Source organism: Mycetocola sp. TRD_SC_2 (genome assembly GCF_055361225.1).
This window is the reverse complement of the sequence record NZ_CM143954.1, coordinates 636675-658871: the sequence shown is the minus strand read 5'-3', so window position 1 is coordinate 658871 and position 22197 is coordinate 636675. Positions and strand designations below refer to the sequence as shown.

The 22197-nt window shown below is 64.8% G+C and carries 22 protein-coding genes and 1 tRNA gene; 7 read left to right on the top strand and 16 right to left on the bottom strand.

Features of this window, described 5'->3' with window-relative positions:
* Window positions 1-93: 93 nt before the first annotated feature.
* On the bottom strand, window positions 94-1392 hold the full coding sequence (locus ACWA1Q_RS03170) for an ABC transporter substrate-binding protein (RefSeq protein WP_463759458.1): 1299 nt from the start codon (window positions 1390-1392) through the stop codon (window positions 94-96).
* A gap of 156 nt (window positions 1393-1548) precedes the next feature.
* Here ACWA1Q_RS03170 and ACWA1Q_RS03165 point away from each other — a divergent pair, with 156 nt between their 5' ends.
* Complete coding sequence (locus ACWA1Q_RS03165) at window positions 1549-2580, top strand: LacI family DNA-binding transcriptional regulator (RefSeq protein WP_463759457.1); 1032 nt, start codon at window positions 1549-1551, stop codon at window positions 2578-2580.
* Between the two features lie 8 nt (window positions 2581-2588).
* Here the strand turns inward: ACWA1Q_RS03165 and ACWA1Q_RS03160 are convergent, their stop codons facing one another.
* Window positions 2589-3575, bottom strand: a complete 987-nt coding sequence (locus tag ACWA1Q_RS03160) for a Gfo/Idh/MocA family protein (protein WP_463759455.1) — start codon at window positions 3573-3575, stop codon at window positions 2589-2591.
* Window positions 3576-3614: 39 nt separating this feature from the next.
* On the opposite strand from ACWA1Q_RS03160, the gene ACWA1Q_RS03155 reads away from it, so the two are divergent.
* Entirely contained in the window at window positions 3615-4127 is a 513-nt protein-coding gene (locus tag ACWA1Q_RS03155) for a GNAT family N-acetyltransferase (RefSeq protein ID WP_463759454.1), read from the top strand.
* 14 nt (window positions 4128-4141) lie between these two features.
* Here ACWA1Q_RS03155 and ACWA1Q_RS03150 read toward each other — a convergent pair whose 3' ends face one another.
* From ACWA1Q_RS03150 to topA, 7 genes are all read right to left on the bottom strand, one after another.
* Window positions 4142-4585, bottom strand: a complete 444-nt coding sequence (locus tag ACWA1Q_RS03150) for a hypothetical protein (protein ID WP_463759452.1) — start codon at window positions 4583-4585, stop codon at window positions 4142-4144.
* A gap of 43 nt (window positions 4586-4628) precedes the next feature.
* Entirely contained in the window at window positions 4629-5336 is a 708-nt protein-coding gene (locus tag ACWA1Q_RS03145) for an SGNH/GDSL hydrolase family protein (protein ID WP_463759450.1), read from the bottom strand.
* Between the two features lie 125 nt (window positions 5337-5461).
* Window positions 5462-5537 (bottom strand) — tRNA-Thr (locus tag ACWA1Q_RS03140).
* 69 nt (window positions 5538-5606) lie between these two features.
* On the bottom strand, window positions 5607-7163 hold the full coding sequence (locus ACWA1Q_RS03135) for an alpha/beta hydrolase (protein ID WP_463759448.1): 1557 nt from the start codon (window positions 7161-7163) through the stop codon (window positions 5607-5609).
* A gap of 42 nt (window positions 7164-7205) precedes the next feature.
* Window positions 7206-8348 carry a DNA polymerase III subunit delta' gene (locus tag ACWA1Q_RS03130; protein ID WP_463759447.1) on the bottom strand — a complete coding sequence of 381 codons (1143 nt, stop codon included), beginning with the start codon at window positions 8346-8348 and terminating at the stop codon, window positions 7206-7208.
* Between the two features lie 40 nt (window positions 8349-8388).
* Window positions 8389-9018 (bottom strand): dTMP kinase, encoded by a 630-nt coding sequence (tmk, locus tag ACWA1Q_RS03125; protein WP_463759445.1) that lies wholly within the window; start codon window positions 9016-9018, stop codon window positions 8389-8391.
* A complete protein-coding gene (topA, locus tag ACWA1Q_RS03120) occupies window positions 9018-11882 on the bottom strand; it encodes a type I DNA topoisomerase (RefSeq protein ID WP_463759443.1) in 2865 nt (954 codons plus the stop codon). Before topA ends, tmk begins: the two co-directional genes overlap by 1 nt.
* 121 nt (window positions 11883-12003) lie before the next feature.
* On the opposite strand from topA, the gene ACWA1Q_RS03115 reads away from it, so the two are divergent.
* Window positions 12004-12237 carry a hypothetical protein gene (locus ACWA1Q_RS03115; RefSeq protein ID WP_463759442.1) on the top strand — a complete coding sequence of 78 codons (234 nt, stop codon included), beginning with the start codon at window positions 12004-12006 and terminating at the stop codon, window positions 12235-12237.
* A gap of 95 nt (window positions 12238-12332) precedes the next feature.
* On the opposite strand, the gene ACWA1Q_RS03110 is transcribed toward ACWA1Q_RS03115, so the two are convergent.
* The 5 genes from ACWA1Q_RS03110 to ACWA1Q_RS03090 all read right to left on the bottom strand — a co-directional run bounded on the left by ACWA1Q_RS03110 (window position 12333) and on the right by ACWA1Q_RS03090 (window position 15303).
* Window positions 12333-12713 carry an Rv3654c family TadE-like protein gene (locus tag ACWA1Q_RS03110; RefSeq protein WP_463759440.1) on the bottom strand — a complete coding sequence of 127 codons (381 nt, stop codon included), beginning with the start codon at window positions 12711-12713 and terminating at the stop codon, window positions 12333-12335.
* A gap of 18 nt (window positions 12714-12731) precedes the next feature.
* Window positions 12732-13142, bottom strand: a complete 411-nt coding sequence (locus ACWA1Q_RS03105) for a TadE family type IV pilus minor pilin (RefSeq protein WP_463759438.1) — start codon at window positions 13140-13142, stop codon at window positions 12732-12734.
* A gap of 2 nt (window positions 13143-13144) precedes the next feature.
* The gene (locus tag ACWA1Q_RS03100) at window positions 13145-13342 is read right to left on the bottom strand and encodes a DUF4244 domain-containing protein (protein WP_463759436.1); all 198 of its coding nucleotides are present in this window, start codon (window positions 13340-13342) and stop codon (window positions 13145-13147) included.
* A gap of 114 nt (window positions 13343-13456) precedes the next feature.
* Complete coding sequence (locus tag ACWA1Q_RS03095; protein ID WP_463759435.1) at window positions 13457-14575, bottom strand: type II secretion system F family protein; 1119 nt, start codon at window positions 14573-14575, stop codon at window positions 13457-13459.
* On the bottom strand, window positions 14572-15303 hold the full coding sequence (locus ACWA1Q_RS03090; protein WP_463759433.1) for a CpaF family protein: 732 nt from the start codon (window positions 15301-15303) through the stop codon (window positions 14572-14574). Before ACWA1Q_RS03090 ends, ACWA1Q_RS03095 begins: the two co-directional genes overlap by 4 nt.
* Window positions 15304-15529: 226 nt before the next feature.
* Here ACWA1Q_RS03090 and ACWA1Q_RS03085 point away from each other — a divergent pair, with 226 nt between their 5' ends.
* The 4 genes from ACWA1Q_RS03085 to ACWA1Q_RS03070 all read left to right on the top strand — a co-directional run bounded on the left by ACWA1Q_RS03085 (window position 15530) and on the right by ACWA1Q_RS03070 (window position 18668).
* Window positions 15530-15655 carry a hypothetical protein gene (locus ACWA1Q_RS03085; protein ID WP_463759431.1) on the top strand — a complete coding sequence of 42 codons (126 nt, stop codon included), beginning with the start codon at window positions 15530-15532 and terminating at the stop codon, window positions 15653-15655.
* Window positions 15649-16677, top strand: a complete 1029-nt coding sequence (locus tag ACWA1Q_RS03080) for a restriction endonuclease (RefSeq protein ID WP_463759430.1) — start codon at window positions 15649-15651, stop codon at window positions 16675-16677. Before ACWA1Q_RS03085 ends, ACWA1Q_RS03080 begins: the two co-directional genes overlap by 7 nt.
* Window positions 16678-16913: 236 nt before the next feature.
* Complete coding sequence (locus ACWA1Q_RS03075; protein ID WP_463759428.1) at window positions 16914-18020, top strand: hypothetical protein; 1107 nt, start codon at window positions 16914-16916, stop codon at window positions 18018-18020.
* 12 nt (window positions 18021-18032) lie between these two features.
* Window positions 18033-18668, top strand: a complete 636-nt coding sequence (locus tag ACWA1Q_RS03070) for a hypothetical protein (protein ID WP_463759426.1) — start codon at window positions 18033-18035, stop codon at window positions 18666-18668.
* Between the two features lie 1238 nt (window positions 18669-19906).
* On the opposite strand, the gene ACWA1Q_RS03065 is transcribed toward ACWA1Q_RS03070, so the two are convergent.
* Together ACWA1Q_RS03065 and ACWA1Q_RS03060 are read right to left on the bottom strand one after the other, a co-directional pair.
* A complete protein-coding gene (locus ACWA1Q_RS03065; protein WP_463759424.1) occupies window positions 19907-21169 on the bottom strand; it encodes an AAA family ATPase in 1263 nt (420 codons plus the stop codon).
* A 459-nt stretch (window positions 21170-21628) separates the two neighbouring features.
* The gene (locus tag ACWA1Q_RS03060) at window positions 21629-21964 is read right to left on the bottom strand and encodes a hypothetical protein (protein ID WP_463759422.1); all 336 of its coding nucleotides are present in this window, start codon (window positions 21962-21964) and stop codon (window positions 21629-21631) included.
* Window positions 21965-22197: the final 233 nt, after the last annotated feature.

Below are 22197 nucleotides of genomic sequence, written 5' to 3'. Positions count from 1 at the left end.
AGCCTTTCGATCCGTTCAGATGACGCCGGTGTTTGAGGACCGGCGGGCTGGGCCGGCGACCCCGCCCATTGGCGTGGTCACCGGCCGTGCCTGCTACTGGGAGAGCACCTCGGTGATGGCGTCGTTGTCGGCGTCGACAGTGTCGGAGCCTTCGATAACGGCGTTCCGGATCAAGGTCAACCAGGGGCTGGTCGGCGAGTTGAACGCCTCCTGGAAGTTGAGAGACACAGGGGTGTCTCCCTTCGACGCGACCTCGTTGATCGTGACCAGTCGCGGGTCCTCGCTCGAGTACTCGTTTTCAGCGAGATCCGAGCGCGAAACGACGTCGCTGTTCTTCGCGAGCACTCCAACCTGGGCTTCTTCCGACATCATCCAGCTGAGGAAGTTCCACGACTGCGCGGCCTTCTTCGAGTCCTTTGAAACGCCGATTCCGTCGCCCCCGACGAACGTCGAATCCCCACCGTTGGGGCCCGGGATTCCCGAGACGCCGACGTCGAACGGCGTCGATGAGAGGAGGGTTGCCGGGTACGGCATGAGGCCGACCTTGCCCTCGGTGAACCCCGCTGTCCAGGTGGGCCCGGCCTCGTCCTTCGATGACGGCAGGACCGCTCCCGAGCTCCAGAGATCGGCCCACGTGCTGTACACCTCCTGTGCCGTGTCGCTGGCGAGGAGGGACTCGGTGCCGTCGTCATTCATGACCTGCTCGCCGTCTGCCCAGACGCTGGGGAACCAGGTGAAGACGAGGCATCCGCCACAATTCAGGCCGGTTGCCGTGCCATAGGTGTCCGCCTTGCCGAGCGCCTGGATGGCCTTCGCGTGGTCAGCGAACTCCGCGAGATTCGCCGGGCCGACTTCCGGGTCCAGTCCGGCTTCGGCATACAACTCCTTGTTCCAGAACAGCATCGAGAGGTCGAGTACAAACGGGAGAACGTGTTCCTTGCCGTCCGAGGTCCCTGCGGCAAGGTGGCCTGTGTTGATGGTGTCCTTGAACGGCAACTCGCCGATGCTCGCGGAGAGGTCCTGGAACAAGCCCTGCTCCACCCAGTTCGGCACATAGACGATGTCAGCGGCGAACAGATCCGGGAGGCTGTTCGACCCGGCGGCCGCACCGACCTTCGCGACGTAGTCGTCGTTCGGCACGACCGTCAGCTTCACCTGGTTCTCGTGGCTGGCGTTGTACGCCTCGACGAGAAGCTTGGCCTGCTTCTCCAGCGGTGCGCGAGTCCACAGCGTCAGATCCGTCCCGTCGTCGACACCCTCCTGTCCAGCGTCGGCGAGCGAGCTCTCTTCGCTTGCGGCCGCGGAGCAGGCCCCCAAACCAAACAACAGGACACCTGCGGTGAGCACGCTCCCGATCCCTCGCATCCGTTTGCTGACGGTGCTGTTCATCATGATCTCCTCTAACTCGTCATTGAGTGGACCGGCCGGCCCTGCGGTACATGAGAGGATTCCGAAAGCTTCGAAATGCCTTTCGGTCAAGTTATCCGCGAATAGTGACTGGTGTCAAGAGTGTATCCTGTAGCGTTTACGGCACGAGGAGGAGTCTCATTGGACAAGGAAACCGCTGGCACATCCACCCGCGCCACCACGCTCAGCGACGTGGCGCGCCTGGCTGGCGTTTCCGTCGCCACGGCCTCAAAGGCCATAAATGGGCGCGGAGACGTCGCCCCGGCCACGCGGCAGCGTGTCCTCGCTGCGGCGAAGAAGATCTCTTTCACACCCAACGAACTTGCCCGGAGCCTGATCAACGGCCGCACGGGTACCGTCGGTTTGCTGACCAGCGACCTCGAAGGCCGATTCGTCATTCCCGTCCTGATGGGTGCCGAAGACGCGTTCGGCGCCGGCCAGGTCAACGTCTTCCTCTGTGACGCCCGCGGAGATTCCATCAGGGAGCAGCACCATCTCAACGCGCTTCTCACGCGTCGCGTCGATGGCATCATTGTGGTCGGCCGGACCACGGACCCTCGACCGTCGCTCGGTCACAACCTTCCCGTACCCGTCGTGTACGCGTACGCCCCCTCGGACGACCCCACCGACATTTCGATCACACCCGACAACCGCGCCGGTGGCCGCCTCGCGGTCGAGCATCTGATCGCGTGCGGGCGCTCGCGCATCGCCATGATCAGCGGGGAGCCGGAGTACGCAGCAGCACAGGACAGGGCGACGGGAGTACACGAGGCCCTGGCAGCCGCCGGGCTAGACCTCGTCGGCGCACCGCTCCTTTCCGAATGGACTGAACACTGGGGTCGCGACGCGTCCGCGCTGCTGCTCCGCCAGCATCCGGAGATCGACGGAATCGTTGCCGGGTCCGATCAGATCGCCCGGGGAGTCCTCGACACGGTCCGCGATCTGGGGAGGGACGTGCCGAATGACGTAGCTGTCGTGAGCTTCGACAACTGGGAGATCCTCGCGACCAATTCGCGTCCACAACTCACGACCATTGATCCCAATCTGCAGCAGGTCGGGCGCACGGCCGCAACGCGGATCTTCGAGGCCGTCGAGGGCGTCCAGGTCCCAACCGGTATCGAGTACCTGCCCGGAAAGCTTGTGATCCGCGGCTCCACTATCCCGCGCCGCTGAGCCGCCTACTACTCTCCCGGGTAGACGAGGCCGATCTGCGCGCGGATGTCGTCGAGCGTCGCGAGGATCGACACCGTCTCGGCGTGGGGCAACAGCGCGGATTCGAGCTCACCGGTCGCGACGAGCCGTTCGAGCTCGAGCGCCTGGAACTGCATGCCACGGCCGACGACGTTCGAGGTGAACGTCTCGATGACCTCGTCGGCATTGTTGTAGACGGTGAACGAGGTCGGTGTGTACCAGACGGCGTCGATGTCGATGCGCCCCTCGGTGCCGATAATGCTCGCGACGTTCGGCCCGTGGGCGTTGCTCGCCGAGAACGTCGTCGCGACGCGGGCGTCACCATAGGTGAAGATCGTGGCGACGCTGGCGTCTGCCCCGGTTTCGCGGAACGTTGCGGATGCCGTCACCTGCGCGGGAGTTCCGAACACGGCGCTCGAGAAGGAGATCGGGTAGATGCCGAGGTCGAGGAGGGCGCCGCCGCCGAGCTCGAGTGCGTTGAGACGGTGCGACGGGTCCGACGGAAGGTGCTGGGTGTGATCGGCGAGGATCGAGCGGAGTTCGCCCAGGGTGTTTTCGGCGAGAATCTCGCGAATGCGCGCCATGTGGGGCAGGAAGCGGGTCCACATCGCCTCGAGGACGACAAGTCCGAGCTCGCGTGCGCGGACCGTGACGGCCTCGGCCTCGCGCGCGTTGAGGGTGAACGGCTTCTCGACGAGCACGTGTTTGCCGGCTTCGAGCGCGAGGAGAGCCTGCGACGCGTGGAACGGGTGCGGCGTGGCGATGTAGATCGCGTCGACCTCGGGGTCGGCGACGAGGTCCTCGTAGCTCGAGTGCACGTTCGGGATGCCGAACTTCTCAGCGAAGGCGGCGGCCGTCTCCGCGCGGCGGGATCCGACCGCCTGCAGGGTGAGTCCGTTGAGGACGAGGTCGTTGGCAAATGCCTGGGCGATGCCGCCCGGCCCGAGAATGCCCCAGCGGAGCCCAGTTGTAGTCACCGGTTTAGACTACTGGCGACGACAGCCGGGAGGCGACATATGACGGGATCTCAGCATCTCATCCTCACGCCGATCGGTGCAGCGGGTTTGCGCGCGCTCGGCGCCGGGGACCTTACCGAAGCGTCCAGGATCACCGGCTTCGACCTGCCCGAGGAGTACCTATCCGCATCGTGGTTGTGGCAGCTGCGGCTGGAGCAACTCGAGAAGACGCCGGCCGATGAACCGTGGGTCGCGTGGATTGTCGCCCATGCCGAGGACCGCCGGGTGATCGGGCGGTCGGGATTCCACGGCAGCCCTGACGCCGACGGCATGGTCGAGCTCAGCTACGAGGTGTTGCCGGAGTTCCGGAGGCAAGGCTTCGCAACAGCGATCCTCGGGAAGATCGTGGAGCGGGCGAAGCAGCATCCGGATATCCGTGTCCTTCGCGCGACGATCAGCCCCGACAACCCCGCCTCACTGGCGACCCTGATGAAGTTTCCGTTCCGCCACGTGGGTGAGCAGATGGATGAGATCGACGGGCTCGAGCTCATCTACGAACTGCCTGTCGGCTAGACCGGCCCGGCGGGCTACCGTCCCGCCGCGACCAGCTGGCGGGCGGGCATCCGACGATCGGCGTCACGCCGCCCCGGATTCTGGGGTGCCGGTGCGCGCGAACCCCGCTGCGGCACCCGGTGAGACGGCGCATCCGGTCGGAGGCGAGCGGATGCCGGCGGCGGCTTCGGTTTGGTCAGGGGCTGTGGCTGGCGCGCGGTTCCCCCTCCCGTCATGAGGAACTGCGGCGGCAGCGACCGCTCGAAGAGGCCGTACACGTTCCGCACGGCTTCTTCGGCCGAACCCCAGTAGCCGACGAGCTCACGCTTCGCCGGGTCGGCGTTCCAGGTCACGGCGCGGAAGTACAGCTCCCGCTCGGCGCCGAGCCGGAGTCGCCTGACGATCGCGATGGGCTCCTTGGCCGCCGAGTGCGTGACGACCCATTCCACCGGGGTGGTGACGTTCGACAGGTCAGGCATGATTGGAACGCTACGTGCAGCAGCCGACATTTCGGTCGAGTGGTCAGCCGGCGAGCGCCTCCGCGATGCGGGCGGCGATGGCGGCATGGCCCGTGTCATTGACGTGCGCGGCGTCGGGGAGGATCATCTCAGCGGTGAAGATGGGCGGGTCGAGGAGGCTGATGTGGCTTCCGCCGACCGATTCCGCTGCTTCCTTGACCGTTGCGTCGAATGTGGTCGAGGTGGGGCCTGCCGCTCTCGCAGCGGGAATCGACGGGCCGATGGCGATGATCCGCGCGTCCGGGAGCGCATCTCGAAGCGAGTCGTACGTGGCCTCGATCGCCGCACGCACGGCATCCGCATTTTCGGTGAACGTCGTGAAGTCGTTCTGACCGCCCGCGACGACAACGACATCCGGGCGACTCTTGACCGCTTCTGCCACCATCTCCTGATAGTTGGGGCAGTACTCTTTGCCGCAACCGTTCAGGCCACTCGTGGCCAGGTAGCCGGTACCGCCCCGACCGAGGTTGACGGCTTTCCAGCCCTCGCCGGAGGCGACCAGACTTGCCCACGCGAGGGTCGGTGTTGAGGCGCCATACCCGGAGGTATAGGAATCGCCGATGAACACCGCGACCGGCTGGCTCACTGTGGTCGGCGCCGGCGCTGAGGCTGCCGGGCTTGCGCACGACGACAGGCCCAGGGCAGCGCCGACGGCCACGACGAGGAGCCCCCGTCGGAAGCGACGTGCTCGGGTCGCACGGCTCGAATTCATGAAATGCCTCCAGACTGCTTGGAAGCCTAACGCGAGGGTTTGTCAGCTTCTCGCCCCAGTTCGAGGGCGAGCCATGCTGAACCAATATCGCTAACCACAAAACCCCCTCCGCGGAGGGGGTTGAATGGAGCCGCCTGTGGGAATCGAACCCACGACCTTTTCATTACGAGTGAAACGCTCTGCCGACTGAGCTAAGGCGGCGAGTGAAATCGCGGAACCCAGAGGTTCATGCGACGCACAGCTATCGATCTTACCCGGTGTTTGGAGCGGTTATGAACATTTCGGATCTGAGCTCGGAACGATTCCGTCGATCAGGAAGTCGTCAACGACCGAATTGATACAGTCACTGCCCTTGTTGTAAGCCGTGTGTCCTTCGCCCTCATAGCTGACGAGCACACCGCTCTCAAGCTGCGCCGCAAGGGACTCAGCCCACTCATACGGGGTCGCCGGGTCGTTCGTGGTTCCGATCACGAGGATCGGAGCGGCACCCTCGGCGGAGATCTCGTTCCGCTCGGCGCCGTCGGGGTGCGGCCAGTTCGCGCAGCTGATGTCGCCGTAACCGAAGTACGGGCCGATCACCGGTGCCGCCTCGGCAAGCTGGGCTGCTTCAGCCGCCATCCGGGCCGGGTCGGCGTCGTAGCTGTAGTCGCGGCAGTTGTATGCCGAGAACGCTTCGCTCGAGTTGTCGGCGTAGGTGCCGTCCTCATTGCGGCCGTTGTAGGCATCCGCAAAAGAGAACGCGTACTCAGCCGACCCGTTCATCACCGAGGCAAGCATCTCACTGAGCAACGGCCAGCCCTGCTCGGGCGAGTAGAGCGGGTAGATGATGGCGGTGAGCAGCGAGCTCGAGCCGAGCATCCGGCCGTCGGTGTTGCGGATCGGGGTCTGGTCGACGGATGCCATCAGCGCGCCGATCACGGAGAGCGCCTCCTCCGTCGTGCCTGTGAACGGGCAGTCGCGTGAACCGATGCAGTTGTCGAGGTAGGCCGCGAGCGCGCTTTCGAAGCCCTTCGCCTGGGTCTCGTTCACCTCGTAAATGCTTGAGGAGGGGTCGATCGCCCCGTCGAGGACGAGCCGCCCGGCCTTCTCCGGGTAGAGCTCGGCGTAGGTCGCACCGAGGAAGGTGCCATAGGAATAGCCGAGGTAGTTGAGCTTCTCGTCACCGAGCAGCGCACGCAGCAGGTCGAGGTCGCGGGCGGCGTTCACCGTGGTCACGAACTCCAGCGGATCCCCGGTGTTCGCGGCACAGGCGTCGCCGAACTCCTGCGCGCTCGCGGCAACCTCGGCGAGCCAGGCGTCGCTCCCCCGCTCGGACTCGGCGATGCCATAGAGGTACTCGTCCATCTCCTCCGGTTCGAGACAGGACACCGGAGTCGACCTGCCCACTCCCCGGGGGTCGAACCCGACGACGTCGTAGCTGGCCTGCAGCCGTTCGTCTGTGGCGAAGTCGACGGAGTCGGCGACGAAGTCGACCCCGGAGCCACCCGGGCCACCCGGGTTGAGGAGCAGTGAACCGACCGCGGTTCCCGTCGCGGGCTGCCGCACGAGAGCGAGTTCGATCTCACCGTCTTCCGGGTTCTCCCAGTCCATCGGTGCAACCGCCGTGGTGCACTGCAGGTCGTCGTTGCACTTCTCCCAGACCAGCTGCTGCTCGTAGAACGATCGAAGGTTCGCTGCGACGTTCTCCTCTGTCGGCACCGATGTCGCGACGGGCTGCTCGGGGAAGAACGCGGTGACGCACCCGCTCAGGGTGAGCGCGAGAGTCGCTCCCAGTGCGACGAGCGCCATCCGGGTGCGGCGGCGGATGGCCGGAATTGGTCGTGTCACGGATGGGTCTCCACTGGGTGATCGGAACAAAAGGGGTGCGCGCTATCGGATCGCGGTGACGAGCATGGCTTCGAGGGCAAGCGCGGGGGCGACGTTGCCTTCGATCCGCTGGCGTGCCTGCTGGATGGCATCCATCGTCGCCATCGTCTCGGCGGGAGTGCTTGCTTCCCCGGCCGAGGTGAGGGCGTCGGAGAGTTCGCGGTTGATGATCGTCTCGGAGCGGCCGAGCTGCAGCATGATGATGTCGCGGTAGAGCGAGAGCAGATCGACGAGGATCCGGTCGATACCGTCGCGCAGGCTCCGGGTGGCCCGGCGTTTCTGGTCCTCTTCGAGCGTGCGTATCTGCGAGCGCAGGGCCGGCGGCAGCGTCTGCCCTGGTTCAACGCCGAGCGAGCGCAGGGCATGCTCGCGTTCCTCCGCGTCGCGCTGTTCGGTATAGGCCTTCGCGTCGTCGCCGGCGATCGCGAGCATCCGCGCGGCGGCAAGCACGGCGTCGGACACGGAGCGGATGCCGAGGGCTGCGGTCAGCGTTTCGTCGCGCCTGGCGCGTGCACCGGCATCCGTCGCCAGCCGGTGGGCCATGCCGACGTGGGACTGCGCCTGACGCGCGGCGCGTTCGGCGAGTTCGGCGTCGACCCCGTCGCGGCGGACGATGAGGTCGGCGACTTCGGCGATGTCCGGCACCCGCAGCCGGATGGCGCGCACGCGCGAGCGGATGGTGGGAATGAGGTCGGCTTCACTCGGCGCGCAGAGCACCCAGACGGTGCGCTCCGGTGGTTCTTCGAGCGCCTTGAGCAGCACGTTCGAGGTGCGTTCAGCCATGCGGTCGGCGTCTTCGATCACCATGACGCGGTAGCGGCCGACGGCGGGCGAGAACTGTGAGCTGCGTACGAGTTCGCGGACCTCGTCGATCTTGATGATGACGTTCGGGGTCGCAAGTACCGTGAGATCGGGGTGGGTGCGGGCATCGACCTGAGCGGCGGTGACGGGATCGCCGTCGGGATCGCGGCTGAGCAGGGCGGCGGCGAAGGCGTAAGCGAGGTTCGACCGGCCGGAACCGGGCGGCCCGGTGATCAGCCAGGCGTGGGTCATGGCGCCGTGGGCATCTCCCCCGCGGTCGGCGGCGGCATCACGAAGCAGTGAGACAGCGTCTGCCTGCCCGATGACGTCATCCCAGGTGGCCATGGCCTCCAGCCTACCGGCAGCCCCCGACACGGCGGCGCGATCAGAGAAGGGAGGAGACCCGCGAACGGATGCTGCCTGCGAGCGTCGCGATCGCATCCGTCGCGTCGAGGACGAGGAAGCGCTCCGGGTCCGCGGCAGCGAGCTCGAGGTACACCTGCCGCACCCGGCGGTGGAACGTCGACGCTTCGTTTTCGAGCCGGTCGAACCGTGTGCGCGCCGAGTCGAGGCGCAGCCGGGCGGCATCCTCGTCGAGGTCGAGCAGCACGGTGAGGTCGGGCATGAGCCCGCCGGTCGCCCACGTCGACAGGTCGCGGACCTCGTCCATGCCGAGCTCGCGCCCGGCGCCCTGGTACGCGACCGAGGAGTCGATGTAGCGGTCCTGGATGACGACATCGCCGCGCCCGAGGGCGGGGCGCACCTTCGTCGCGATGTGGTGGGCACGGTCGGCGGCGTAGAGCAGGGCTTCGGCCCGCGGCGCGATGTCGCCGCGGTGGTGCAGGACGATCTCGCGGATCTCCACTCCGACATCGGTGCCGCCGGGTTCGCGGGTGCGCACGACCTCGCGGCCCTGGCCCCGAAGCCAGGACTCGAGTTCGGCGGCCTGCGTGGACTTGCCCGAGCCGTCACCACCCTCGAGGGTGATGAACAGCCCGGGATACGTCTGGCCCACTACTCCGCCGGCTTCGCGACCGGCTTCTTCGCGGCAGGCTTTTTGGCCGTTGCCGTCGAGACGCCGGCTTTCGCCGCTGCTGCAGATTTCTTGGCTGCAGCTGCCGTCGGCTTCTTCGCTGCTGGTTTCTTGACCGCCGCCTTCTTGGCTGGAGCTTTCTTCGCCGGTGCCTTCTTGCGCGGAGCCGCTGGCCCCTTGGCACGCTTGTCGGCGAGCAGCTGAACCGCACGGTCGAAGTCGACCTCCTCGACCGACTCGGCCTTGGGAATCGTCGCGTTGGTCACACCGTCGGTGACGTACGGGCCGAAGCGGCCGTCCTTCACCTTGATCGGCTTGCCGCTGACCGGGTCAGCCTCGAATTCCTTGAGCGCACTCGACGCACGGCGGTTGCCGTACTTCGGCTGGGCAAAGATCTCGAGAGCACCTGGCAGCTCGATCTCGAAGATCTGGTCTTCGTTTTCGAGCGAGCGGGAGTCCGTTCCCTTCTTCAGGTACGGACCGAAGCGACCGTTCTGGGCGGTGATCTCCTCACCGGATTCCGGGTCGGCGCCGACGACGCGGGGCAGCGACAACAATTTGAGCGCGGTGTCGAGGTCGATCGAATCGAGCGACATCGACTTGAAGAGGGATGCCGTCCGCGGCTTGACCGCAGCGGCTTTCTTCTTCGCAGGCGCCTTCTTCTTCGGCGCATCCGTCACTTCACCCGTGGCGAGATCGACGGCCGGTTCTTCGGCGACCTCGGGCTCGAGCTCGGTCACATAGGGACCGAACCGGCCGTCCTTCGCGACGATCTCCTTGCCGTTCTCCGGGTTCACGCCGATGACACGGTCGGTGAGCACGGGAGCGTCGATGAGTTCCTGCGCCTTCGCGAGCGTGAGCTCGTCCGGGGCGAGGTCCTCGGGGATGTTGATCCGGCGGGGAACGGCAGGTTCGCCGTCCGCCTGAGCCGGCGCCGAGGCATCCGTCACTTCGAGATACGGGCCGTACTTGCCGATCCGGATCGTCACCGTGTCGCTGAGCCGCAGCGAGTTGATCTCACGCGCATCGATCTCGCCGAGGTTGTCGACGACGGTGCGGAGTCCGCGGTGGTCATCTCCGCCGTAGTAGAAGGACTTGAGCCACGCGGTACGGTCCTGCTCTCCACCGGCGATGCGGTCCAGGTCGAGTTCCATCTCGGCGGTGAAGTCGTACTGGACGAGGTCGTTGAAGTGCTCTTCGAGCAGACGGACGACGCTGAACGCGATCCACGACGGGATGAGCGCCTGGCCGCGCGCGGTGACGTATCCACGGTCGGTGATCGTCGCGATCGTCTGCGCGTAGGTGGACGGTCGACCGATACCCAGCTCTTCGAGCGTCTTGACGAGGCTTGCCTCCGTGTAGCGCGGGGGCGGCGAGGTCTCGTGCCCCTTGGCGTCGACCTCGGTGAGGATGAGTGACTGCCCCTCGGTCAACGGAGGAAGCTTCGCTTCACGAGCAGCGTTGTCGGCCGCGTTGCGTTCCTCGTCCTGTCCCTCTTCATAGGCGTGGAGGAATCCGCGGAAGGTGATGACCGTTCCGGATGCCGTCAGCTCGGCGCGCTTGCCCGCAGCATCGGCTTCGATGGTCACCGTTGCGGTCGACCCCTTGGCGTCGGCCATCTGGCTGGCGACGGTGCGCTTCCAGATCAGCTCGTACAGCTTGAAGTCCTGGCCGCGAAGGCTTCCCGACAACGAAGACGGCGTGCGGAAGGTGTCGCCGGACGGGCGGATCGCCTCGTGGGCCTCCTGCGCGCTCTTGTTCTTGCCTGCGTAGAGCCGCGGCTTGTCCGGCACCGTTTCCGCGCCGTAGAGGGCGGTCGCCTGGTCGCGTGCCGCCTTGATCGCCTGGCTCGAGAGCGAGGGCGAGTCGGTACGCATATAGGTGATGTACCCGTTTTCGTACAGCGACTGGGCGACGCTCATCGTCTGCCGTGCCGAGAAGCGCAGCTTGCGCGCGGCTTCCTGCTGCAGGGTCGACGTGGTGAACGGTGCGGCCGGGCGGCGCGAGTACGGCTTCGACTCGACCTTGGACACGACGACGGATGCCCCGGGTGCGGCAAGGGCGGCGGCGATTGCCTCGGCGGACTGCTCGTCGAGCGGCACGGCCTTGCTGGTCAGCTTGCCGGTGTCGTCGAAGTCACGGCCGGTGGCGACGCGTTCGCCGTCGAGACGGACGAGGCGGGCTTCGAAGTGGGTGGAATCGGTGTCGGGAGCGGCCTGGGCGGTGAGTCCCCAGTACTCGGCGGCGGTGAAGGCGAGTCGTTCGCGTTCACGTTCGACGATCAGGCGGGTGGCGGCGGACTGCACGCGACCGGCCGAGAGGCTGGGGCCGACTTTGCGCCACAGAACAGGCGAAATTTCATACCCATATATACGGTCGAGGATTCGTCGGGTTTCCTGCGCGTCGACGAGGGCGACATCGAGGTCGCGGGTGTTGTCCTTCGCGGCGAGGATCGCGTCCTTGGTGATCTCGTGAAAGACCATCCGTTTGACGGGAACCTTGGGCTGCAGGACCTGGAGCAGGTGCCACGCGATGGCTTCGCCTTCGCGGTCCTCATCAGTTGCGAGGAGGAGCTCGTCGGCGTTCTTCAGCGCACGCTTGAGTTCGGCAACGGTTTTCTTCTTGTTGTCGGAGACCACGTAGTAGGGCTCGAAGTCGTTCTCGACGTCGACCGCGAACTTGCCGAACGCGCCCTTCTTGAGTTCAGCCGGGAGGTTCTTGGGTTCGGCAAGGTCACGAATGTGCCCCACGGAACTCAGTACCTCATAGCCGTCGCCGAGGTACCCGGCGATCGACTTCATTTTGGTCGGCGACTCTACGATGACCAATGTTTTTGTGCCTGGCACCCGACTCCTTTCGTCGTGCACACCATACACACCATTTACGCGTGTCCACCTAATCGCCGAAGCGTCGTCACATCAGCGCAGCCCTCTTGATAACACCGGGGGAAAGAGCAGAATGGGGGCTATGAGTACATCAACGGCACGGACCTACACGGCAAAGCTCACCGATGGGCCTCTCGAGGGCAAGACCCTGTCGGCCGACTTTCTGGAGTCGGGCGAACCACGCCCCACCGTTGACATCGCCGTTCAGGACAAGACGTATGTTTATGCGCGAACATCGGGCCAGGAGTTCGAGTCCGAGGACTCGGATCGCCCGACCGCCGTCAACTACCGGTACCTGACCACCAACTTCGACTGAGCTCAGCGCGCGCGCTCAGAGCCCGGGCTTTATCCGCGAGGAAGTGGCGGATGTGGCGGCGCTGCACGGATGTGCAATTCCGCCGCTTATGGTCGTCACCCCGGTGGTCCTGCACGTGATCCGACGCTGACAACAACTCCGAGCACCTGCCGGGTCACCGTGACCCGCACCTCCAGCCCGTCGACCGCGCACTCCCCCAGTTCGGCTCCGTTGAGCCGCGCCGCCTGCGCCGCATTGGCACAGGGATAGCCGGGAACGAGTCCGGATGCGGTGTCTGCTGCGGCGAGCGCCGCAGCATCCGCCGCGTTCGCTGCAAGCTGCCTCGTCGTGAGGGCCGCGTTGAGCGGAAGCGCGAGCCCCGCCAGCAGAAGCACCGCCGCAACGAGGGCGACCGCGAGCACCGACCCCGAGCCCCGATCTGAAGCGACGTCCCTGCGGGGAGCGTGCGGCCGCCCGCTGGACGGAACGAGGTACATCCGTCGCACGCTGCCCCCTTAGAGCCCGCCGGCGAGGGCGCATCCGGATGCGCTGACCCGCACCCCGGCGATCGCCGCCGGCCCGAACCCGGCCGGTGCGCTCAGGCGCACGCACACGAAATCACCGGTCGTCGACGTGCTCATCGTCGCCGCCGACACGATCCGGTGAACCCGCGCCGTCGCGACTCCGGGTGGATCGCCACGGGCAAGGGTCCGTGCCGCGTCAGCCGCGGCATCCGTCAGCCGTACTTGTTGGGAGGCGACCTGGATCGCGCCGAGGCAGCAGCCGAGCACGAGAACGACAACGGGAATCGCCACGGCGAACTCCGCCGCAGCGCTGCCGTCCTCGCGGCCGATGTTCTGCGCCCCGAAGGGTGCCCGGCGGCGACCGGCCCGAACCGAGCCACCGCCGGACGTGTGACGGCGCATGCTCAGCCGTTGACCGTGAGCGCTCGGCGAACGAGGTCGGTCAGGATCCCGCGGACCTCGTCGGATCGCATGATGACGACGAGCAGGCCGGCGAAACCGACCGCAGCCATGGTGGCGATCGCGTATTCGGCTGTCGCCGCACCGCTCTCATCGGCCAGACCGCTCTGTACTCGTTGAAATTGTTCTCGTAGTTGCGCCATGTCGGGTGTTCTCCTTCTAACTGAACTGCTGTGGTGATGGGTGGTGGCGCGAGGACTTCCATCGTCGCTGCGCGGTCGACCGGGAAACGGGCCTGCAGCGGTTCTGTGGGCATCTCATCCGATTCCCCGCACGGTGGAGGAGAGGACGCTGAGCATCAGAGGGGCGACCCCGACGAGTAGAAACGCGGGCAAAATGCAGAGTCCGAGTGGAAGCATGAGGCGCGTCGCGAGAGCCGCCGCCGCGAGTTGCGCTGCCGAGCGAGCATCTCGGCGGGCCTGGTCGGCTTCACCGCGGAGCAGGTCCACCGCGGGAACCCCGGCAGCCCGCGACAGCGTCAGCACCCCACCGATGGCTGCTGATTCGCCGAGGTCATCCGGCGCTCCGGTGACGGAGGCCCCCTCCGGCCGGAACGTGGCGAGCGCCGAGTCGACCACGGCCAGCGCGCGGTCGACGGATGCTCCGGACGACATCGCAATCGCCGTGAGGTCGATGGCTAGACCGGGAGCGGCCGAACGGGGCGTCGACCGTCTCACCATGGCGGCGGACCACCGCCACGCGGCGAGCATGAGCAGTGTTGCCCCGGTCAGGCACACGAGGCCGGGTGCTGTCCCGACGAGCGTGCCGATCGTGTCGAAGCCGAGCAGGAGACCGAACAGCAGACCGACGAGCGGCAGGACCATCACCAGCCGGGATGTGGACCGCGGACCCGCCAGCGCCGCGTCGATGTCGCGCTGCGCTTGCCCCAGCGATCGCTGGGAACGCGCGAGCTCATGCAGGCAGCCGGCGAGCGGTGCGCCGGTCTCGATCGCGACAGTCCAGGCGGCAGCGACCGAGAGCCAGGCATCCGTTGCCGGCGACGGGCGCGTCGATCGCCCGAAGCGCGGGCCCGCATGCTCCCGGGCCGCGGTCGCTATGGCACGCGCGACATCGTCTCCGGACCCCGCCGCCGCCGCAGCCGTGAGCACCGCTCGGACGTGAGCCGGGTCATGCTCGCGCCGCGCTGCGGGAGTGGGTGCGGAATTCGTGTGGTGCGGTCGACGGCGTGGCTTCGCTTCGCTCGAGCCAGCGGAGTGGGTGACAGCGGCGGTCTTACCGGAAGTCCCCGCGGCCAGATAGCCCCACGCCGCCGACGGCGGAACCCCGGCGGCAAGAAGCACGGCAAGCCGCTCCGTCACGGCGGCGACCCGTTCGATCGGCGGTGAGCGATCCTGCGAGCTATTCCTCCCGGTCATGGTGGAGTTCCCTCGACAGAAATCGTCAGCTTCCCACTCGGATCAAGACCGAACCGCCCGACCTGGGCCAGCCGACGGATTCCTCCCTCGCGCTCCAGGTGCAATACGAGGCCGATGGCGCTCACGGTCTGCCGGGCGACGGCATCCGCAGTCATCCCCGCGAGTGCGCCGAGCGCCTCCACCCGTGCTGGGACGTCCCGAAGCGAGTTGGCGTGCAGGGTTCCAGCGCCACCGTCATGCCCGGTGTTGAGGGCGGCGAGCAGTTCGCGCACTTCGGCTCCGCGGCACTCGCCGACGATCAGCCGGTCGGGGCGCATCCGCAAGGCTTCGCGCAGCAATCGTTCCAGCCCGATCGCCCCCGCTCCCTCGAGATTGGCTTGCCGGGACTCGAGCGACACGAAATGCGGATGCGGCACGCCAAGTTCGGCGACGTCTTCGATCGCGACGATCCGCTCGCCGGGTGGCGCCTCCGCGAGCAGCGCGCCGAGGAGCGTGGTCTTGCCAGACCCTCCTGCCCCCGTGACGAGGAGGTTGGTGCGGTCGCGCACCGCCGCACGGAGGCGATCGAGCACGGCGGCGGGCTCCGGGCCGAACATGTCGGCGGCTGCGAGATCGGCGAGCCCAAACCGCTGTACCTGCGGCACCCGGATGCTGAGGAGTGTGCCCGAGACAGAGACCGGTGGCAGCACAGCATGGACCCGAATTCCGCCCTGAAGCCGGACGTCCACGCACGGCGTCGCCTCGTCAAAGCCTAACTTTTGACATATTTCCCATCAGGGATTCTTCTCATTTATGTGCCGAGCGGCCACGATAGGCTCGCTAAGTGTTTGCCGTCACCCACGAGTCCGCCGTGGCCATTGACCCTGCACTCCTCGCCCCCCCGAGCAGCGATACTGTTGTGGTGTCCGATCCAGAAGGACTGTCCGCGCCCACAGGGTGCGCAAAGGAGATCGAATGTCGATGGCCGTGAATACGTCCGACGGGTTGGCAATTGCTGTCGGCCAGCAATTTACGACGGACCAGCGTGTGCTCGCGCTGATTGATCCAGAATCCTGCGAGAAGGCTGTCTCGGCATGGTGATGATGTGGGGCGTTCACAACGACACTCTTTCGACCGAGCTCGTCGAGGGCGGGTTCATCAGTATCGGCTGGGATGGGATTGGCGATCTGAGCGCCATCCCCGGTGGTCGTGAGGGCTTCAAGGGAGAACTATCACGGCTCTACCCCGATGCGAAGCCTCGGGCGATCGCAGGCTGGGCGGGAATTTTGGGTCGGATGCGTGACGAGATGCAGCCGGGCGATATCGTCGTTGCCCCATACAAACCCAATAGCACCATCAACATCGGTGTGATTACGGGCGGCTACGAATATGTCGCAGACTCCCCGACGCATCGGCATCGCCGAGCCGTCGACTGGGCGAAGACCGGTCTTTCCCGGACTATCTTCACGCAGCCCGCATTGTATGAGCTGGGTGCTTTCCTCACGATTTTCCGAATACGCAAGCACACTGACGAGTTCCTCGCCGCGCTCACTACGACCGAGGATGCAGTCGAGGCGGTCACACGAATCGTCGAGAAAGCAGCACAGTCGGAGCCCGACGAGGAGGCAGCTGACGAACCGCGGGCCTCGAGAATCGAGCGACATACGCGGGACTTCGTGCTTGAGACTCTCCATAAATCGCTAACGCACGCGGAGTTCGAAGAGTTCACGGCGGATCTTCTTAGAGCGCTTGGGTACCAGGCACGAGTAACGCAATACTCACAGGATGGCGGCGTGGATGTCATCGCTCACCGCGACCCTCTGGGCGTCGAACCGCCTCAAATCAAGGTGCAATGCAAGCACCTGACCGGAACGGTTGGCGCGCCCGAGGTGCAACAGCTGATCGGTACGCAGGGCCAAGGCGAGTACCTTCTGTTCGTGACTTTGGGGTCGTACAGCAGAGAGGCGGTTTCGATCGAACGCCAGCGTTCAGGGCTGCGTCTGGTCTCAGGAGAGGACGTCGTCAGCCTGGTGCTTGAGAACTACCTCAAGCTGCCCGAACGCTGGCGGACTCGCATCCCACTCACGTCCGTGCTCGTTGTCGCCGACGCCGCAGACATCTGACGTGCGAAGCCGGTGCTGAGAGAGAGATTCCTCGACGCCTGGGGCGCTCCGCCTTGTCGAGAAGCGTTGGTCCGATTCCTACGTCAACTAAGGCAGCAGCGTCGCTTTGGCGTCGTCGCGACTCATCTTTGACACATTTCTAATCAGGAATTTTTCTCAAATACCGGCGAATAGGCCTCCTTCTGCCAGCATAAGGAGCACCGGCGCGTTTGGCGCCGACATGGGGAGGCTGTGCGGTGCCAAGTTACGGATTCAAGTTGCTCGAAATCCAGCTGTTTCGAGGACGGGCCCAGACGGCTCTCGACTTCGGGGCGCCGGATGGCGAGGACAAGAAGACGCCGCATTACCTGGACCTGGTAGTGGCAGACTTCGCACCGGCTGAGGATGTCGAATCAGTCGATGCCGCTACACAGAGTGGTTCTTCGGAGTCAGCGGAGACTGCAGCAAACAACGATGAAGTTGTCGAAGCTGTGCCGATCGGGTCAGACGATGTGGTCGGGGAAGATCCAGACTCGGGCGTGCCTGAGGAGGAAGGCAAGAAGCAGCTCGCCGTCGTGCGCATCAGATCTGCCGAGCGATATCAGGGTGCCGTGCTGCTGGACACCGTCTACGGCATTGTCGGAGATCACGCCCTCGCTGTCGACCCGGCGGGGAAAGAGGACGATACAGACCTGACCAAACTTGCAACGACGAGGCACTACCGCGCTCTCCTGATCGCGCCCACGTCCGGCAAGAATGGTTTACTCGCCGTCGAAGTGGTGTCCAGATCACACGCGGGAAGTCGATTGCCTAGTCGCCTCCATGCTGGCGCCAAGGGCCACACTTTCAAGATCAGGACGTTTGGAGCGATAGCTGACGAAGAGTCAGTCCGAAACCTCATGAGGGACGGCCGAATTCGCGAGGTGAATTTGTTTCAGACCTTGCCGAGCTCAGACTCGAGTCAAAGTAACACGATTCCCGCAAAGATCACCTTCACGATCGGCGCCAATTCGGCCGAGGAGTCGAAGCTAAAGAAAATGCTCAAGCACTGGCTCCCGACGGAGGCGAACAAGGCGAAAAAGAAGAAGCCTGACGCAGCCAAGGAAGCAAAGGCGCTTGCTACATACCTATGGCCCAAACTCGCCAAGAGCGCGCAGTTTGAGACCGCTGAGGTCGTAATCGACGGAAGACAGCGAAAGAGACTCAAGCCTCTCGACATGGCCTCCGGATTCACATACGATCTCGGTGATGTCAGACCCGCCGACGATAATTTTGTATTACACGTTGCGGACGTCGTAAATAGCCTCGCAGCGACGAATCAGATTGATTTAGACAGCGACTGGGCATCGCCACTTTCTCCCTAAGGAGTGGAACACATGGGCACACCACGCTGGGCCGAAGGACTATCACGCTTGAACGTTTTCGCCCTTCTCGGCGATCAGTTCAAGTACCTGACTAGTCTCGCAACAAATAAACCCGAGTGGATCGTTCGTGCATCGGTGATCCTGGTCGCCCCCGCGGCGTTCTTTCTGTCGCTCTGGCTGGGTCTAAAGATGCAGACGGTAGGAGACCTCGTCGGAGCACTGGGGCTTCTCGCCGGTGTATTCATCTCGGCCTTCGCGTTAGTCTTCTCGATCCGTATGAACATCGCTGCAAGACCCACCAAGGTGCTCGAGCGCAGAACGGCACGCCTCGTAGACGAGAGTGCGCTGACGCTCCTCGCCGCTGGCCTGCTGTCGGGGGTAGACGCAATCTGGCTTGCGGGTGTGTCCGCTTCGATTCCCACGAGTGGCTATGTCGTGTCGGAGATTGCCACCGCAATCACGGTCGGCCTGAGTTCGCTGGTCGTGCTCTACTTCCTTTTGTCCGTGCGGCGCCTGCACAAGTTGTACACCGACACATTCGTGCCCTTCTGGCGAGTCAAGTCGGCAGTCGAGGGCCCCGCGCCCAGTCGCGATGCGGTTAGCGTCCGTGACCAGGCAGCAGAGGTTGACGCGCGTCGGAACAGCTAGCGGCGCCATCCACTGCTCCCATGGATGAGGATGACGAGTCGATCCGGACTGACCCGGACTGCCCGAATTGCGGAACACGTTGCTACCCGGACGGGCCCGCCTGGCGTTGTAGGAACTGCGATATCGCGGTGATCAACTGAAGCCTCGGAGCAAATTGCGAACTGACTCGAGGTCTTCGAGATGTTCCAAGCCTCCCGCACCAGCTTCAGCCGGTGGACCAGTACGCGCCCCATCGCTGTGTGCCCGGTTGAGCCCTCGTCATTCACCGGCCGGGCGCTCGGAAGGCCGGTGTCGTCGTCAAGCGTCCACCGCGAGGACCGCACAGAATGAGAGGCACGGTGCTCTTCGCAGCCCACACATTGCTCGATCACGAGAGTAGGGCTTTCACTGCAAGGCCGAGTCGAGCAGCCACTTCCGCACGAACCGCTCGCCGACTCACCCCTTCGCGGGCCTTCTGTGCCGTGTCGGTGTCGGTCACGTACGTTCATCGCGAAGAAGCGCATATCGTGCGGGAGACCGCCGGTCAGCGTCAGACGCTGAGACCACCACGAGGCGGCGGCACCGATCGGTGCCGGGTTCTCGATCAGGAGGCGCACTACGGCCTCGGCGCGAGGCCACCCCAGCTGCACTGAGCGCGTGAAGGGCGCTCAGCGCGGCTCCACACGGTGCAGGGCGACCGAACGGCCCTCGATCCACGCTGGGGCCCTCGGGTCCTCTTCGAAGAGCTCCTTGGGGCGCTCACGGAAACGGCATACGGGCGCAACGTGCCATCACGGTGCGGAAGGGGGGCCCTTTCAGGCGGGGGTACCGAATGCTTCTTGTGGCAACCGTACTACAGGTGCAAAATAAACTTGTAGGAAAGCTATAAGGAGAGAAATGACTACACAGAAGATGTCCGGCGGGACCCAGCCGATGATGCTCAGAAAGCGTCCCTCGGCCCACAAACACCAGCTCTCGCGGAGCGCACAGGCCACGCGCTCGTTGCGGCTCGCTGAGCGCCTCCGTGACGAGGGAAAGCGTGAGGAGTACCGCGCTGCCCTTTCGCAGCACTTCGAGGAGTTTGTTTCAACCCCGCGAGCGTGCCCCCTCCGATAAGGCTATTCTCCCGAGTGTCCAAGCAAGTGTCCGCTCGATAGCTTTTGGTGGGTGACACCCCGTAGCTGTCCAGTGTCCTGTGTCCTATAGGGAGAGTGTCCAAGGACACTCTCTCCCTGTTAGGACACGTGGCCACTGGAGGCTTACTCACTGTCGATGTCACTGAGATCGATCACGATTTCATCCTCATTGCCCTCCTCGGACTGCTCGATGGGCGTCCAGAGCTCGGCTCTGCCCTTGCCACCGGGACGGGACGAAACGAGCCCGGCGTCCCTGAGACGAAGCAGCGACTCCTTGTTGAGAATCCCGATTCGGCCCTTGCCTGTGAGGGCCGTGGTCAAAGAATCAGGCTTTGCGCACACCTTCTCGAGCATCCGTGTATCGCGTGCGCTCTGGGGGTCGCTCGAGGGCCCCTCGGCCGGGCTCTCCTTCGGAGCGTCGAGCTGCAACAGTCCGTCGACCCACCGAACACGAGTTTTCGTTATCGGCGTTCCGCCCTCGCGCGCCTGAACCTGAAAGAAGCGAGGGGAGATCGGATCGTCGGGCCGCGACTTGGTATAGGCCCACACTCCGTCTGGCCCCGCCATGGAGGCGGTCGCGTCATAGAGGTGATCACCTACGGCATGCCCAGTGGCGAGGGCGTTGGGCACATCGATGGACTTCATGAGCGACTTGAACGCTGCGTGAAAGTCGCTGTAGCTCTCCTGATTTCCCATAATCGCCGCAACTCCGTCGACAATCACGACGACCGGCGTCGAGAAATCATTGGGGCAATCGAAGCACTCCATAAGCTCGTTTTGCCACTCTCGGTACTTGACCTCCTCCGTCAGCTTGAACAGAGACGGTCCGCCGGAGTCGTCATCAAGGTGGTATACACGGATCCGCTCATCCTCAGGATCCACTCCGGCCGCGACTAATGCATTCTCGAAGTCTTCGGCAGGTGTCTCCGCGTTGATCACGACGATCCCGCGCTCACGTTCCTCGTCAGTGAGCGTCACACGGAACCGCCCGAGGAAGAGCCGTCCGGGATTCAGCAGCGTCGCCACGAGGTCGGCGACCACTCCCGTCTTTCCCGCTTTGTACGTGCCGGCCAGCATCGGGTAAGTTCCCCACGGCCACAGCCCTTCGATCAATTGCCTGCGACCCTCGGGGCCGCTCCGCCTCCGAAGACCGGTGCCCACACGCGGCGTGCCCGAGATGTGCCCAAACAGAAGATCGCGAGTCCACCGAGCTTCTTGGGCGCTGAGAGGCGTACCGTCGGAGCGCTGAAAACTGCCATCTTCGATGACTCGGCGATAGTGATCGGCTTCTAATTCGCTCCAGTAGCCCTTAGCGAAATTCTCCAGCCAGTCTTCCCCCTCGGGGTCGAATGGGTCGTAGCGCTTGTTCTCGTAAAGGATCGTCACGCGCCTGCTCATACCTCTACCGCCGGGTCTTCAAGGCGGGTGAGGCGCCGGTCCAGCGCCGCGAGGCGCTCCAAGTAGACCGCCACGCACTCGGCATAGATTGCGTCGCGCCGCTTGACCTCCTCCGGAGTTAGCGGTGGGGCCGCTGCTCGACGTCGAGCACTTGACGCCTGGGACTTTGCGCGCCCCGCGCACTCCCAGGTACAGAAACGACGCCGAGTTGACGGCCATGGGTAATACTCACGTTCGCACTGCTCGCACCTGGCTGCACTCTTCGATCGGGCCTCATGATTGGGATGACGGATGGGGTGAAGCCTTTCAGTCATCGTGAACCACCTGACACCAAAGTGGGAACGATACTGAGAAGCGCGGCGATGCGCGCAACTTGAGCGTCGGTGAGGGATGGGAGGGCCTGCGCGGCGGCGGTCGGCGTGACGGCGGTCGGCGTGACGGCGGCGCTCACCGGTCTGACCCGTCGATGTCGATTTCGGGACGAACCGGAAGAGCAACGATGCGTGCATTCTTGCCAAAGGTCTTGCGACCGTCGCGCATCCTCGGGTTGGTACGGAGTGCGGCCTCGAGCTCGTCCAGGTCGACGAGCACGCGCCGAGTCCGAGGGTCACGGAAACCGGTGATATAGCCGAGCCCGATCCAGTTCTGGATGGTCTTGGTGGTCTTCTGCACAACGTCGGCTGCGTGATCCCTGCTGACGAGGCGGCGAGTAGCACGATTTGCCCCCGAGATGCCTGAGGGGTCGGTGATGAAAACGACCTGACGGCCGTGAAGGGTGAACATGAGGTGTGTCCTTCGCAAGAAGTTGACACACAACCTCGGCTTCGTCCCGTGGTCGGTTTGCAGTCTCATGGCCCCGAGCGTTAGCTCGATCGCGTTCTGCCTGACGCCTACGTTCCTCCGGCCCCCGCAGTCGCTATACAAACGACCGGTGACCGGCTCCTTGATCGTGCAGTGCGCCATGCGCTTGGCGCTATGGCGGCTAGTTCCAATTTAGCAGTTTTCGAGGCAACGGG